This window comes from Streptomyces albiflavescens, assembly GCF_014645835.1.
GTDB classification, from domain to species: Bacteria; Actinomycetota; Actinomycetes; order Streptomycetales; family Streptomycetaceae; genus Streptomyces; species Streptomyces albiflavescens.
In genome coordinates this window covers 116,128-130,640 of record NZ_BMMM01000025.1, presented here as the reverse complement: position 1 = coordinate 130,640, position 14,513 = coordinate 116,128, and the positions used below count along the sequence as shown (strand labels likewise).

At 71.5% G+C, this 14,513-nt stretch carries 11 protein-coding genes; 4 read left to right on the top strand and 7 right to left on the bottom strand.

The window, feature by feature from the left end:
- Positions 1–68: 68 nt before the first annotated feature.
- The 3 genes from IEY95_RS43520 to IEY95_RS43510 form a co-directional block, all read right to left on the bottom strand.
- Positions 69–860 carry a S1 family peptidase gene (locus IEY95_RS43520; RefSeq protein ID WP_189191809.1) on the bottom strand — a complete coding sequence of 264 codons (792 nt, stop codon included), beginning with the start codon at positions 858–860 and terminating at the stop codon, positions 69–71.
- 277 nt (positions 861–1,137) lie between these two features.
- Positions 1,138–3,987: a helix-turn-helix transcriptional regulator gene (locus tag IEY95_RS43515; RefSeq protein ID WP_189191808.1), complete on the bottom strand. Its 2,850-nt coding sequence runs from the start codon at positions 3,985–3,987 to the stop codon at positions 1,138–1,140.
- A gap of 393 nt (positions 3,988–4,380) precedes the next feature.
- Positions 4,381–5,235: a helix-turn-helix transcriptional regulator gene (locus IEY95_RS43510; protein ID WP_189191807.1), complete on the bottom strand. Its 855-nt coding sequence runs from the start codon at positions 5,233–5,235 to the stop codon at positions 4,381–4,383.
- Between the two features lie 101 nt (positions 5,236–5,336).
- Between IEY95_RS43510 and IEY95_RS43505 the strand changes: the two genes are divergently transcribed.
- Together IEY95_RS43505 and IEY95_RS43500 are read left to right on the top strand one after the other, a co-directional pair.
- Positions 5,337–7,013 (top strand): AMP-binding protein, encoded by a 1,677-nt coding sequence (locus tag IEY95_RS43505; protein WP_189191806.1) that lies wholly within the window; start codon positions 5,337–5,339, stop codon positions 7,011–7,013.
- The gene (locus tag IEY95_RS43500; protein WP_189191805.1) at positions 7,010–8,617 is read left to right on the top strand and encodes an AMP-binding protein; all 1,608 of its coding nucleotides are present in this window, start codon (positions 7,010–7,012) and stop codon (positions 8,615–8,617) included. The genes IEY95_RS43505 and IEY95_RS43500 overlap by 4 nt, the downstream gene beginning before the upstream one ends.
- A 277-nt stretch (positions 8,618–8,894) precedes the next feature.
- Here IEY95_RS43500 and IEY95_RS43495 read toward each other — a convergent pair whose 3' ends face one another.
- Both IEY95_RS43495 and IEY95_RS43490 read right to left on the bottom strand, forming a co-directional pair.
- Positions 8,895–9,410 (bottom strand): GNAT family N-acetyltransferase, encoded by a 516-nt coding sequence (locus IEY95_RS43495; protein WP_189191804.1) that lies wholly within the window; start codon positions 9,408–9,410, stop codon positions 8,895–8,897.
- A 19-nt stretch (positions 9,411–9,429) separates the two neighbouring features.
- Positions 9,430–10,386, bottom strand: coding sequence for a hypothetical protein (locus IEY95_RS43490; protein WP_444544772.1), 957 nt, complete (start codon positions 10,384–10,386; stop codon positions 9,430–9,432).
- 250 nt (positions 10,387–10,636) lie between these two features.
- Between IEY95_RS43490 and gcl the strand changes: the two genes are divergently transcribed.
- Positions 10,637–12,421: a glyoxylate carboligase gene (gene gcl, locus IEY95_RS43485; RefSeq protein ID WP_189191803.1), complete on the top strand. Its 1,785-nt coding sequence runs from the start codon at positions 10,637–10,639 to the stop codon at positions 12,419–12,421.
- A gap of 113 nt (positions 12,422–12,534) precedes the next feature.
- Entirely contained in the window at positions 12,535–13,404 is an 870-nt protein-coding gene (locus tag IEY95_RS43480) for an alpha/beta fold hydrolase (RefSeq protein ID WP_189191802.1), read from the top strand.
- On the opposite strand, the gene IEY95_RS43475 is transcribed toward IEY95_RS43480, so the two are convergent.
- Together IEY95_RS43475 and IEY95_RS43470 are read right to left on the bottom strand one after the other, a co-directional pair.
- On the bottom strand, positions 13,361–13,945 hold the full coding sequence (locus IEY95_RS43475) for a TIGR04222 domain-containing membrane protein (RefSeq protein ID WP_189191801.1): 585 nt from the start codon (positions 13,943–13,945) through the stop codon (positions 13,361–13,363). The genes IEY95_RS43480 and IEY95_RS43475 overlap by 44 nt on opposite strands.
- 203 nt (positions 13,946–14,148) lie before the next feature.
- On the bottom strand, positions 14,149–14,388 hold the full coding sequence (locus tag IEY95_RS43470; RefSeq protein WP_189191800.1) for a hypothetical protein: 240 nt from the start codon (positions 14,386–14,388) through the stop codon (positions 14,149–14,151).
- Positions 14,389–14,513: the final 125 nt, after the last annotated feature.

The window sequence follows — 14,513 nt, the reverse complement described above, 5'->3', positions numbered from 1 at the left end:
GGCCGCTCGTGGAGGCCCGCAACGCCCCCTGGCATTCACCTGAGGGGTGCTCAGGAGTTCTTGGATGACTACGAGTTGACCTGCGCGGTCACCAGGCTGGAGAAGGCCGTGAGGCGGGTGTAGACGCCCGGGTAGCCGGCCTCTGCGCAGCCCTCGCCCCAGGAGGTGATGCCCGCCAGGACGCCGCCGATGAGCAGCGGGCCGCCGCTGTCGCCCTGGCAGGTGTCGACGCCGCCGGAGGTGTATCCGGCGCAGACCATGTCGGAGGCCACGAAGTCGGAGCCGTAGGAGTTCGCGCAGCTGGAGTTGGACACGATCGGGACGGTCGCGGTGCGCAGCTGGTTGGAGGAGTTGCCGCTCGCCGAGGTGGTGCCCCAGCCGAGGATGCGGGCGGTGGTGCCGGCCGCGTACACGCCGGTGTCCGAGGAGGAGACGTACGACGCCGGGGTGTACGACATCGACGTCGACAGGGTCAGTACGGCCACGTCGTCGCCGTTGGTGGCGTCCGTGTAGCCGGGGTCGACCCAGATCTTGCTGACCTTGCTGACGGTGCCGTTCGTGCCGTTGAGATACGTTCTGCCGCCCACCACGCGGACGCTGCTGGTGGTCTCGCCGACCATGCAGTGGGCGGCGGTGACGACCTTCTTGGCCGCGACCAGGGTGCCGCCGCAGAACTGGTTTCCGGACGCGTCCGTGATCTGCATCATGAACGGGTACGCGGTCGTCGTGGTCGTCGAGCCGCCGACGATCGGCTGGGGCGCGGCCGCGGCGGAGGGGGCGCCGAGCAGCGCGGTCGCGGCGGCGGCAGCGGTGGCCACGCCGACGGCGGCGGTTTTCTTGACGCGGTTGAGTCCGAACATGGGTCTCCTCGGAGGTAGGCCGGTGGGGGGACGCGCGGGTGTGGGGGGTGATGCACGGTGCCGGTGGTGGGGCCCCGTGTGCCCGAGCGAGCGGCACTGCTCCCAAGCTAGAAGCGGAGGGTCGCTCCTCCCAATGAGGGAACCCCCTAGGGGAGTTGAGGCAGGGAAAACCCTCGGCCGCGCGGGGCGAGGTTTGGCGTACGGTGGCGTCCGGTTGGTCCCGTCCGTCCTGGGGGCCGAATGTGCTGGAGTCGGTCCCGGCGCTTCGGGACAGGGCTCAGCCGGTCCTGCGCTCCGCCGCCAGCCGCACTATGTCCACCCTCGATCGGATGCCCAACTTCCGGTACACCCGCGTGAGTGTCGCCTCCACCGTCTTCACGCTGATGAACAGGCGCGCGGCGATCTCGCGATTGGTGGCGCCCTCCATGACGAGGGCGGCGACCTGCCGTTCGGTCGCGGCGAGCGTGTCGAGGGCGGCGGAGGCGAGGGGAGGTGACGCCGGGTGGACGGTGGACGCGGACTCGACCTGGCGGAGCCAGGGCAGGGCGCGGCAGCGACGGAAGAGGCGGGTCGCCTCGTCGTACGCGGTGGGGCCGGGCATGGAGGTCCCCCCTGCCCGAGCGAAGCCGAGCGCTTGGGGGAGGGTGCGCAGGCCCGCGAGGGCATAGGCGGCACGGGCCTCCTCCAAGCCGTAGCCCAGCTTGCCGAGGCGGTCCTGCGCGGACGTCAACTGGCGCTCGGCGGCGCCCTGTTCCCCGCGTGCGGCGCGTACGAGAGCCTCGGCGCGGTCGAGGACGGCCAGCACACTCTCGCGTTCCAGCCGCAGGGCCTGTTCCCGGGTGACGTCGATGACGTCCTGCGCCTCCGACGGTTCGCCGATCCGGACCAGCGCCTCGGCGAGGTCGCCGTGCCAGCGCCCGCGGGCGGGATCGACGACGCCGAGCCCCTCCTCCAACTCCCGTACGCGGCGCAGGGACTGGACCGCGGCCGCAGCGTCCCCGGCGACCAGCTGGGCATGCCCGAGGGCGCCCAGGGCGCGCGAGAGGTAGATCAGGTCGCCGTCCTCCTCGGCACGGTCCACGGCCTCCCGGGCGAGCGCGAGCGCGCGGTCCACGTCGCCGCCCGCGGCCTCGGCGAGCGAGGTGAACATGGCGGTGGCCGCCTCGCCGATCCCCGTGTCGCGAGCGAGCCGCAGGCTCTCGCGGGCCAGGTCGAGTGCCCGGCCGCAGTGCCCGGAGCGCAGCTCGGTCTCGGCGAGCCCGCGCAGGAAGTGCACCTCGCTCTCGACCATCCCGCGCCGCTGCACCTCGTGCAGCAGTGCCGTGATGGTCGTACGGGCCTCGGCGAGCTGGTCGCCCATGATCAGCCAGCGGAAGCGGGCGGCACCGGCGCCGTTGTGGTCGCACGCCACCCGGGGGTCCTGCGGCTCGCGCATCGCCCGCTGAATGGTCGCCGGGGCGTCCGGGTGCCCCATCAGGGTCTCCATCTGCGCCTGGAAGCCCAGCGCGAGGAGTTCGGTGGGCCGGTCCCCGGCACGGGCGGCGAGCCCCGCGGCACAGGCGGCCTCCTCGCGGGCCTTGGCCATCTCGCCGTCCATGAGCAGGGCCCGCCAGGCCAGTTGGTAGCGGACGAGGGCGAGCAGCCGCGGATCGTCTCCCGCGTCGGCGAGTGCATGCGGGAAGACGGCGTCGATCTCGGCCATGGCCTGCCCGGCGGCGTCGATGACGACCATCCAGGCCCGCACCCGGTCCGCCGGTTCGGTGGCCCGGGCGAGCACCTGACGCGCGATGTCCCGCGCGAGGTCCGTCTCACCGGCCGTCAGCGCGTCCTCGGCGGCCACCAGTCGCCGTTCGTCCGGGCCGGGCACGGTGTCGAGAGGAGTGTGCCGGGCCGCGAGCAGCCCGAGCCCCGCGGCGACCGAGGGCGCGCCGCGGTCCCGGGCGGCGGCCGCGGCCTCGCCGAGCCGGGCGGCGACCCGTGGATCCGTTCCGGTGGTGGCCAGCGCGAGATGCCGGGCCCGCTCGATGGGATCGGAGGCCGCCGTGGACAGCGCGGCGTGCGCGGCGCGCCGCTCCTGGGCACTCGCCTCCGCGTACAGGGCGGCCGAGACGAGGGGATGCGCGAACCGGATGCCGGGTGTTTCGCGCTCCGTGGCGAGCAGCCCGAGCGCCGCGGCCGATGCCGTCTCCGCCTCGGCGTTCACGCGACCGGCCGCGTGCAGCAGCGCCAGCGTGGGACGCGCCCCCGCGCTCGCCACGAGCAGTGTGCGGCGGGCCTCGGCGGACAGCATCTCCAGGCGGTTGAGCACGAGCGCGCGCAGCGAGGTCGGCACGGGAAGCGGCTCGCCCGGGCTCGGCGGGGTCGCGGACTCGGCGAGGGCGCGGCCCAACTCCAGCGCGAACAGGGGGTTGCCGCCGCTGGTGCGGTGGATGTCCCGCACCGTGGAGCGGGGCAGGCCGGTGCAGCCACGGTGGTGGAGGAGCGCGGCCACCTGGGTGCGGGAGAGCGGGTTGACCCGCACGGCCAGGGTGTCCGGCGGGGACGCGCGTAGATGGAGATCGTGCTGTTGGCCCTGCGGTTCGGTGTCGGTGCGTACGGCGCACAGCATCCGTACGGGCATGCCGCCGAGCCGGCGGGCGGCGAAGCCGAGCAGTTCGGCGCTGGCCGGGTCCAGCCACTGCAGGTCGTCGGCGACGATCAGTACGGGGCCCTGGGCGGCCAGCGCCCGGAACACCGACAGCACCGCGAGCCGCAGCGCCAGACCGTCGCGCTGGAGGATGGATTCGCCGCGGCCGGTGAGCGCCGATTCCAGGGCGGTGCGCTGCGGGGCGGGCAGCCGGTCGGAGACCTCGTCCACGACCAGGCCGAGGAGGTCGGCCAGAGCGAGGAAGGGGAGGTGGGATTCGGACTCGGTGGCGGAGCAGCGCAACACGGTTCGTGCCGATTCGGCGCATTCCGCGGCCAGCGCCCGCAGGATGGTCGACTTTCCAATTCCCGCGGGGCCGTGCACCAGCACGCTGCCCCCGCCGGAGAGCTGCTCGCGCGCTCCCGCGAAGAGCTCCTCCCGGCCGATGACCAGGTCGGGGCGGGGTCTCGCAGGCTCCTTGAAGTCCCCTCGCACGGTCACCGCTCCCCTCGTGTCGTGTCCGGGCCAATGTTAGGCAATGTCTCTTTGAATTTCGGACTGTCGGGGTGGTGAGGGAAATAACAGGGGGTGCGCATAAGGTATTTCAAGGCGCGCCGGATTGAATGGAAAAACGCCAGGGGAGTCGCGGAAGGGCCGGTTCCGGGACCGCGGAGCGGTCAAAAGGGCACAGGGGTCGCGGAGCGGCTGAAAAGCGCAGGCGGGTGGGAAACCGCCGCGGAGCGGCAGAGAAAGGCCTGCGATGTGGGCAAGGCCTGCGATGTGGGCAAGGCCTGTGGTGTGGGCCAGGCCTGTGGTGTGGGCCAGGCCGGGGGTGCGAGCCAGGTCGGGGGTGCGGGCAAGGCCGCGGGTGCGGAGCGGCAGAGCTCGCCGGGCCTACGGCAACACCCCCGCCCGCCGCGCGGCGACAACCGCCTCCAACCGGGTGTGCGCCCCCAGCTTCCGCATGGCCGACCGCAGGTACCCCTTCACGGTCTCGGGACGGAGCCCCAGCCGCTCGGCGGCAACGGAGTTGGTCGCCCCGCCCGCGACACAGGCGAGCACATCCACCTCACGCGGCGCGAGGCGAACGTGACGCGCGCCGAGCCCAGGCCCCGCGCCGAGCCCCGGCCCCGCCTCGGCGAGCCGACCGCACACGGAGAGGAGTTCGGCCCGCAACTCCGGGTCGAGGATCCGCGGTGCCAGCGCCCGCAGCGCCCCGTGCGCCTCGCGCACCTCCTCCCACGCGGCACCCCCCACTGTCGGCTCGGGCTCCCGCGCGGTGGCCAACAGGTCCCGTGCCTCGTCCCGCACGACCAGCGCCTGCTCCACGTCCCGGGCCGCCGCGACGGCCGCGCCGAGCGTGCGGTCACCCAGCGGCTGGGCCGTCCGCAGGGCGCCGTACAACACACCGCGCACCCGTCGGCGTACGACAACGGGCACGGCCAGCACGGAACACAGCCCCTCGGTGGCGACCGCCACGTCGTACTCATGGCTGATCTGGCGTGAGGCCGAGTAGTCGGTGACGGCGCACGGCCGGGCGAGGGCCACCGCCTTGCCGCCGAGGCCGTTGCCCGAGGAGACGGCGAGCGCGCTGAGCGCGGCCGTCGCCGTACCGCTGAGTTCGCTGATGCGTACCTGCTGGCGGCCGGCCTCGACCAGGCCGCCGAAGGCGACCGGCAGTCCCGTCGCGCGCCGCAGGCGTACCAGCGCGCCGCGCATCTCCACCGCCTCGGCTGTGTCTGCTGCCACCTGATCGCCCCTTCATCGCGGCGCACCCCCGTTCGGGGGTGGTGAGACCTGCATCACGGAATACACGATGGTATGCGGCTGTCCGGCAACGAGGAGAACACATGACGACGACGAGCGCGACGGACGAGTTCCGGGCCGCGCGGGACTTCCTGTTGGAGCACCGCGAGGACTACACGGCGGCCTACGAGGGTTTCGGCTGGCCCCGCCCGGAGTACTTCAACTGGGCACTCGACTGGTTCGACGTCATCGCGCGGGGCAACGACCGCACCGCCCTGCACATCGTCGAGGAGGACGGCGAGCGCACCGAGGTCACCTTCGCCGAGATGTCCGAGCGCTCGAACCAGGTGGCCAACTGGCTGCGCGCACAGAACGTGGGCGCCGAGGACCGCATCCTCGTCATGCTCGGCAACCAGGTCGAGCTGTGGGAGACGGCCCTCGCCGCGATGAAGCTGCGCGCCGTCGTCATCCCGGCCACCCCGTTGCTCGGCCCCGCCGATCTGCGCGATCGCGTCGAGCGTGGCCGCGTCCGGCACGTCGTCGTCCGCTCCGAGGACGCCGAGAAGTTCGACGAGGTGCCGGGCGGCTACACCCGGATCGCGGTCGGCGGTGCGCGGCCCGGATGGCGGTCGTACGAGGAGACGTACACCGCCGACGCGCCCTTCGAGCCGGACGGTCCCACCCGAGCGGACGACCCGCTGATGCTCTACTTCACCTCGGGCACCACGGCCCGCCCCAAGCTGGTCGAGCACACGCATGTCTCGTATCCGATCGGCCATCTGGCGACCATGTACTGGATCGGCCTCAAGCCCGGTGACGTGCATCTGAACATCTCCTCGCCCGGCTGGGCCAAGCACGCCTGGTCCAACCTCTTCGCGCCCTGGAACGCGGAGGCCACCGTCTTCCTCCACAACTACACGCGCTTCGACGCGGGCCGGCTGATGGCGGAGATGGACCGGGCGGGCGTGACGACGTTCTGCGCCCCGCCCACTGTGTGGCGGATGCTCATCCAGGCCGATCTGACGCAGCTGCGGACGCCGCCGCGCGAGGCCGTGGCGGCCGGGGAGCCGCTCAATCCCGAGGTCATCGAGCAGGTGCGGCGCGCCTGGGGCGTCACCATCCGGGACGGCTTCGGGCAGACCGAGACGGCCGTGCAGGTCTCCAACAGCCCGGGGCAGCAGCTCAAGACGGGTTCCATGGGGCGGCCGAGCCCCGGCTTCCGTGTCGAACTGCTCGACCCGGTGTCCGGCGCGCCGGGCGCGGACGAGGGCGAGATCTCGCTCGACCTGTCGACGCACCCCGTGGGCCTGATGACCGGCTACCACGGCGACGCCGACCGCACGGCGGAGGCGATGGCGGGCGGCTACTACCGCACCGGCGACATCGGCTCGCGCGACGCCGACGGTTACATCACGTACGTGGGCCGTGCCGACGACGTGTTCAAGGCCAGCGACTACAAGATCTCGCCCTTCGAGCTGGAGAGCGCGCTGCTGGAGCACGAGGCCGTCGCGGAGGCCGCCGTGGTCCCGGCCCCCGACGAAGTGCGGCTTGCCGTGCCGAAGGCGTACATCGTCCTCGCGGACGGTTATGAGCCGGGACCCGACACCGCCAAGGTGCTCTTCGAGCACTCCCGCACGGTCCTCGCGCCGTACAAGCGCGTCCGCCGACTGGAGTTCGGCGCACTTCCCAAGACGGTGTCCGGCAAGATCCGCCGGATCGAGCTGCGCGAGGCCACGGCCGCGGGCTCGGAGGCGGAGTACCGCGAGGAGGACTTCCGGTGACCGAACTGTCGTACGCCCACGGCACGAGCACGACACCGCTCCTCGGCGACACGGTCGGGGCCAACCTGGACCGGGCGATCGCCGCGTACCCCGCACGTGACGCGTTGGTGGACGTGCCGTCCGGCCGCCGTTGGACCTACGCCGAGTTCGGGGCCGCGGTGGACGAGGTGGCGCGCGGGCTGCTCGCGAAGGGTGTGCTGAAGGGCGACCGCGTCGGTATCTGGGCGATCAACTGCCCCGAGTGGGTGCTCGTCCAGTACGCGACCGCCCGGATCGGCGCGATCATGGTGAACATCAACCCCGCCTATCGCGCACACGAGTTGGAGTACGTGCTGCGACAGGCGGGGATCTCGGTCCTGATCGCCTCGCAGGAGCACAAGGGCAGCGACTACCGGGCCCTGGTCAACCAGGTCCGGGAGAAGTGCCCGGAGCTGCGGGACACGGTGTACATCGGCGACCCGTCGTGGGACGCCCTGACGGCGGGCGCCGCATCCGTCGACCCTCAGCAACTGGCCGTGGCAGCGGCAGAGTTGAGCTGTGACGACCCGGTCAACATCCAGTACACCTCGGGCACCACGGGCTTCCCGAAGGGGGCCACGCTCTCCCACCACAACATCCTCAACAACGGCTACTGGGTGGGCCGTACGGTCGGCTACACCGAGCAGGACCGGGTCTGTCTGCCCGTGCCCTTCTACCACTGCTTCGGCATGGTCATGGGCAATCTCGGCGCCACCTCGCACGGCGCGTGCATCGTGATCCCCGCTCCGTCCTTCGACCCGGCGGCCACGCTGAAGGCCGTCCAGCAGGAGCGCTGTACGTCGCTGTACGGCGTCCCCACCATGTTCATCGCGGAGTTGAACCTCCCCGACTTCGCGACGTACGACCTGTCCTGCCTGCGCACCGGCATCATGGCGGGCTCGCCCTGCCCGGTCGAGGTGATGAAGCGGGTCGTCGCCGAGATGCACATGGAGGAGGTGTCCATCTGCTACGGCATGACCGAGACCTCACCCGTGTCCTTGCAGACGCGGATGGACGACGACCTCGAACACCGTACGGGCACCGTCGGCCGGGTTCTCCCGCACATCGAGGTGAAGGTCGTCGATCCGGTGGACGGCGTGACCCAGCCGCGCGGCACCGCCGGTGAGCTGTGCACCCGCGGCTACAGCGTGATGCTCGGCTACTGGAACGAGCCCGAGAAGACCGCCGAGGCCATCGACCCCGGCCGCTGGATGCACACGGGCGACCTGGCCATGATGCGCGAGGACGGCTACGTCGAGATCGTCGGACGTATCAAGGACATGATCATCCGGGGCGGCGAGAACATCTACCCGCGCGAGATCGAGGAGTTCCTGTACGCCCACCCGAAGATCGCCGACGTCCAGGTGGTCGGCGTACCCCACGAGCGCTACGGCGAGGAGGTGCTCGCCTGCGTCATCCCGCGCGACCCGGCCGACCCGTTGACCCTGGAGCAGCTGCGGGCCTTCTGCGAGGGACAGCTGGCGCACTACAAGATTCCCAGCCGGCTGCGGATCCTTGAGTCCTTCCCGATGACGGTCTCGGGGAAGGTACGGAAGATCGAGCTGCGCGAGACGTACGCCGACTAGGGGGTTTCTGATGGATCTCCGTGGAAGAAGGAGCGGCGTTCGGTGCGTGCTCTCGGCGTGCCGGGCGTCGCGACGCCGCGGAGATCCATCAGAAGCCCCCCTAGGTCCTGTCGTCAAATTCCCGTCGTCCGCCCGGAGGGCGGGCCCTGCGGCGTCAGGTGCGTGCTCTCGGCGTGCCGGGCACAGGCCCTTGTACTGGATGTACTTGGGTCTATGCCCGGTGCGGCGAGAGTGCGTGCATGGCGTCGCGGGGCAGACGGGAATTTGACGACAGGGCCTAGGGCCCGTCGAGGGCTCTGCGCATGCAGACGCGTGGCCATCGGTCGAGGCCGTGCCCGGCCTCCGCGGCGCGGATCGTCCGCAGGCCGGGGGTGAGTTCGGCTTCTTCCAGGACGTGGAACCCGATGCGGAGGTAGTACGGAGCGTTCCACGGGACCTCCGCGAAGGTGGTCAGCGTGAGACCGGTCAGGCCCTCCTCCCGTGCGCGGTCGGCGGCGTACGCGAGGAGAGCCCGGCCCACGCCCCGGTGGGCGGCGCCCGGATGGACCGAGATCTGCTCGATGTGGAGCGCGCCATCCACCGGCTCGGCGATCAGGTAGGCCCGGGGGCGGTCCTCCTCGCCCACGGCGACCCAGGCGCGTCCCGCTCGCCGGTAGGCGTCCAGCAGGTCCAGGGCGGGCGGCTCGTCGTCGGCGATGTCGGCCATGCCCAGCTCCCGGAAGGGGCCGCCCGCGGCACGCTCGATGTCCTGAAGGGCGGGGAGCTCGTCGAGGGCCGCGCGGCGGATGCGCATGCGTCGATTGTGCCGGTGGTCAGCCCGCGGTGGCGATGAGTTCGTCGGCCGGGCGGTTCACCGGTTGCGGGGTGCCCGTGAGGTCGAGGACGAAGAGGGGGACACCGAGGGCGTCGGCGCGAACGCGGGCGTCGTCGGCGTAGCCCGCGAGGGAGAAGTACACGCACCCCGCCGACTCCGTCATGGCCGTCAGCCACAGACACTCCACGTCGCGGAGCGAGGCCGGGCGGACCGTGGGGTCCACCTGAGCGAGGATGCCGCGGGCGGCGAGCCCGATCCCGGACGGCGGCCGCTGGTCCGCCCGCCGGATGTCCCGGTAACCGAGCCAGCGGAGATACAGAGCGGCCGCCGTGACCGCGTCCCGTGCGGTACGGATGGTGACCGGCTGGAACGCCGGGCGGGGCGCGGACGAGGGGGCGTGCGGCGGGCGCTGGGGTGCCCCGCCTCTGCTCCGGTCCCTCGCGCTCTCCCTCTCCCTTTCCCTGTCCTGTTCTTCCCTCTCCCTGTCCTGTTCCGTGCCCTGTGACGGTGCGTCCGTGACGTGGGCCTCGTGGTCGGTCGTGTGCGGGCGGGAGTCCGGGGCGGTTCGCGCGCGGGACTCCCTGGTCCCGTCGGGGTGCGCGTCGGCGGCCGCGCCGGGCGCGAGCTCCACGCGCTGCCGTCGCCGTACGCCTCGCACCCTTCGTACCGGAATCCGCAGCGTCGCTCCGCAGGGGCACCCCAGCTCGGGGTGGGGCCATTGACTGTCGCGGCCGCAGACCTCGCAGCGGACCGTGACCCAGTCCTCGTCCCAGACTCGGTGGGTGACGGGCGCCGGATCCGTGAGGCGGTCGAGCGGAGGCGTCACGGGCGCGCCGCACACGCACGGATACGACGGCGCCGCGTAGAGGTGCTCGCGGCGGCAGGCCGGACACCGCACCGGCACGCTCTCGGCCATGGCCCACTCCAGGACGTCACGTCGGGACAGCGTGCCCATCGTCCTCCAGCCAGGGGCCCTCCGGCAGGGAAACGGTTCGACAGCCACGGTCGGGTCCAGTGCAGTGCCCGCTCTTGACGGCTTTCCGCGGGCCGCTTACATTGCTTCCAGATAGTAGAAGTTAGTTTCCGCAATACGGAATCCCAAGCCCTTGGGGGTCAGGGAAGCCGCTGCGGACCGCAACGGAATCAACAGCTCTCCGCGGGGCGCGACGGGAGCGCGAATCCGACAGCCGAAGCAGGAGTACTCCATGGCTCGTATGACCGCTGCCCGCGCGGCAGTCGAGATCCTCAAGCGCGAGGGCGTCAGCAACGCGTTCGGCGTCCCGGGCGCGGCGATCAACCCCTTCTACGCGGCGCTGAAGGCGTCCGGCGGGATCAACCACACCCTCGCCCGACACGTCGAGGGTGCCTCGCACATGGCGGAGGGCTACACCCGGACCCATCCGGGCAACATCGGCGTCTGCATCGGTACCTCGGGTCCGGCCGGCACCGACATGATCACCGGCCTCTACTCCGCGATCGGCGACTCCATCCCGATCCTGTGCATCACGGGCCAGGCCCCGACCGCCGTGATCCACAAAGAGGACTTCCAGGCCGTCGACATCGCCTCGATCGCCAAGCCGGTCACGAAAATGGCCGTCACCGTACTGGAGCCCGCCCAGGTCCCCGGCGTCTTCCAGCAGGCCTTCCATCTGATGCGCTCCGGCCGTCCCGGCCCGGTCCTCATCGACCTGCCCATCGACGTCCAGCTCGCCGAGATCGAGTTCGACCCGGAGACGTACGAGCCGCTCCAGGCCTACAAGCCCGCCGCGACCCGTGCCCAGGTCGAGAAGGCGATCGCGCTCCTGAACGAGTCCGAGCGTCCACTGATCGTCGCCGGCGGAGGCGTCATCAACGCCGACGCCTCCGAACTACTCGTCGAATTCGCCGAGTTGACGGGCACTCCGGTCGTCCCGACCCTGATGGGCTGGGGCATCCTCCCCGACGACCACGAGCTGAACGCCGGCATGGTGGGCCTGCAGACCTCGCACCGCTACGGCAACGCGACCTTCCTGGAGTCCGACTTCGTCCTCGGCATCGGCAATCGCTGGGCGAACCGCCACACCGGCAAGCTGGACGTCTACACGGCCGGACGGAAGTTCGTCCACGTCGACATCGAGCCCACCCAGATCGGCAAGATCTTCGCGCCCGACTACGGAATCGCCTCCGACGCCAAGGCCGCGCTGGAGCTGTTCGTCGAGGTCGCGCGCGAGCTCAAGGCCGCCGGCAAGCTGCCGGACCGCAGCGACTGGGCCGCCTCCGCACAGGAGCGGAAGGCGACGCTCCAGCGCCGTACGCACTTCGACAACATCCCGATCAAGCCGCAGCGCGTCTACGAGGAGATGAACAAGGCCTTCGGCCCGGAGACCCGGTACGTCTCCACCATCGGCCTCTCGCAGATCGCCGGCGCTCAGATGCTGCACGTCTACCGGCCGCGCCACTGGATCAACTGCGGTCAGGCGGGCCCGCTCGGCTGGACGATCCCGGCCGCGCTCGGCGTCGCCAAGGCCGACCCGGAGACCCCGGTCGTCGCGCTCTCCGGTGACTACGACTTCCAGTTCATGATCGAGGAACTGGCCGTCGGCGCCCAGCACAAGATCCCGTACGTCCATGTCCTGGTGAACAACGCCTACTTGGGCCTGATCCGTCAGGCGCAGATCGGTCTGGACATCAACTTCCAGGTCAACCTGGAGTTCGAGAACATCAACTCTCCTGAGCTGGGCGTCTACGGCGTCGACCACATCAAGGTCGTCGAGGGACTCGGCTGCAAGGCGATCAGGGTCACCGACCCCGGCGAGCTGGGCGCGGCCTTCGAACAGGCCAAGAAGCTCGCCGCCGAGTACCAGGTCCCGGTCGTCGTCGAGGCGATCCTGGAGCGTGTCACGAACATCGCGATGAGCAAGACGAACGACATCAGCAACGTCGTGGAGTTCGAGGAGATCGCGACCGAGCCGGGCCACGCCCCGACCTCGATCAAGACGCTGAAGGTCTGACCCACCTCTCAGCCTGCTGACGCTGATGTCAGACAAGGGGCGGCCCGATCCGGGGGGATGGGCCGCCCCTTCGCGTTGTTCACAGGCACCTGCGGATCCGGCATGCTCGCCCCATGCGGATGACCGTCCCCACCCCTCTCGGCGACATCGCCATACGGTGCTACGGCGCTCCCGGCGCCCCCGCACTGCTGCTCCTGCACGCCAACCCCGGGGACGGTCGTGACTACGACGCCGTCCTGCCCGCCCTCGCGGACCGCCACCGTACGTTCGTGGCCGACTGGCCCGGCTACGGGGACTCCACGGTGTCCGAGCCCCGACTGGTGACCCCTGAACGGCTTGTGGCGGCCGCAGAGCAGGTCCTCGACGCGCTCGCCGACGAAGAGGGCGTCCGCGAGGTTTCCGTGCTCGGCAACAGCGTCGGCGGCTACGTCGCCTGTCGCCTCGCCGAAGGGCGGCACGCGCGGTCGATCACGGCGCTCGTCCTGGTCGACCCGGCCGGCTTCACCCGGCGCACCGTCCTCACCCGCTGGTTCTGCCGCGAGGTGATGGGCCGGCCCGCCCGCGCCCGCCGACTCGTCGTCCCGTTGGCCCGTGCCTACCTGGGCCGACTGGGCACATCGAGTGCCCGGGCGACGTACGAGAGAACGCGGCGACTACCCGGGGACGTACGGAGATTGGCTGTGCACTGCGCGATCTGGCGCGGGTTCGCGGACCCGGACTTCGGTCTGGCGGACCCCGCCGTCCTGGACGTGCCGATCCTGTTGCTGTGGGGGAGACGCGACCCGGTCGTCCCCGCGTTCCTGGACGGCCGCCGGGCCCAACGCCACCTGCCCGTCCGGACGTTGAGCGTGCTGCTGCCCACGGCCCACGAGCCGTACAACGAGCGCCCGGATCTCTTCCTGCGCCACACCCTGCCGTTCCTCAAGGATCCGCGGGCGGTCAGTGCGGGCCGCCTCCGCCCCAGCCGGCCCCGTCGTCGGTGAAACCGATGCCGCCCCCGCCGCCCCAGGACTGCCCGTGCTCCGCGACACCGCCGCGGCCGATGAGGCCGGCGGCCTTGGCGAAACGCGGAGCCAGCACGGTCAGGGCGGCATCGCCGTACAGCGCGACCGCGAGCAGGAGGTCGTCCGTGGACAGGCCGGCCCGTTCGGCGGGCAGCGGGAGCCCGGCGCGAAGCTCCTTGAGGGCGCGCCGGGCGGTGCGGGTCCGGTGGGGAGGGAAACGGCGCAGCAGCCCGGCCGCGGCGGCCTCGGTCCGCAACTCCGCGAGCGTGCGCCGCACCCGGGGCCGTTCCAGCAACTCCCGCATTCCCGCCGGGCGGTAGAGGGAGGCGTGCACCGCCTTCTCCAGCGGAAGGCCCGCCCCCGCGGACGCCCCCGAAGTGCGCATCGTGCCCGGACGTCCGGCGTCGGCGGCACCGCGCAGATGCAGGGCGAGCACGGCGACCGTCACGGCGGCGCGGGGCCCGCCACGCAGCAGCGCGACGGTCTGGGGCTCAAGCCCGACCGCCGCGCTCCTGACCATGGTGCTCCCCCCGTACCCCCGTTCGGGGCCCGCCGCCCCCGTGTCGGCGGGCCCCGTGTGCCGAGAATCTGCCTCATTCAGGGGGAGTTGAAGCCCCTGGGGCCGTGTTCAGAGGTTCATTTGAGGATTCCGTAGAACGTCTACGTCCGGTTGCGTACGCCCGGAGTCCGGTTGCATGCGCCCGGCGCGCGCGGCGTGCGCCCTCAGTGCGCCGGATGCGCCGGGTGTTCCGACAGCCCGGGCCAGTCGTCGGGGCCGCCGCCCTGCCAGTCGATGATGTCGCTCTCCTCGACCTCGATCTCGTCGAGGTCGACATCGGCGCGGCGCAGGATCTCGACGACGTCGTCGAGGTGATACGCGATACCGAGCGTCTCGTCCCCCGCGGTCACCCGCCGCGACCCGTCCAGACCCGGGGTGTGCACGACGATGCTGGGATAGTCCATGTCCTCAGGTTCCTGCGTGGCGACCCGATCCGCACCCGGAGCACACGGCGAATCGCCTGGCGCACCACCCGATCCGCACATGGAGTGCACGGCAGAGCGCCGGATACGGGACCGTCCGTACCCGG

Coding starts and splice junctions, on each gene's coding strand:
- IEY95_RS43480 (WP_189191802.1), top strand. CDS start 12,535: ATGCGGATGACCGTCCCCACCCCTCTCGGCGACATCGCCATACGGTGC.
- IEY95_RS43495 (WP_189191804.1), bottom strand. CDS start 9,410: ATGCGCATCCGCCGCGCGGCCCTCGACGAGCTCCCCGCCCTTCAGGAC.
- IEY95_RS43520 (WP_189191809.1), bottom strand. CDS start 860: ATGTTCGGACTCAACCGCGTCAAGAAAACCGCCGCCGTCGGCGTGGCC.
- IEY95_RS43505 (WP_189191806.1), top strand. CDS start 5,337: ATGACGACGACGAGCGCGACGGACGAGTTCCGGGCCGCGCGGGACTTC.
- IEY95_RS43470 (WP_189191800.1), bottom strand. CDS start 14,388: ATGGACTATCCCAGCATCGTCGTGCACACCCCGGGTCTGGACGGGTCG.
- IEY95_RS43490 (WP_444544772.1), bottom strand. CDS start 10,386: ATGGGCACGCTGTCCCGACGTGACGTCCTGGAGTGGGCCATGGCCGAG.
- IEY95_RS43475 (WP_189191801.1), bottom strand. CDS start 13,945: ATGGTCAGGAGCGCGGCGGTCGGGCTTGAGCCCCAGACCGTCGCGCTG.
- gcl (WP_189191803.1), top strand. CDS start 10,637: ATGGCTCGTATGACCGCTGCCCGCGCGGCAGTCGAGATCCTCAAGCGC.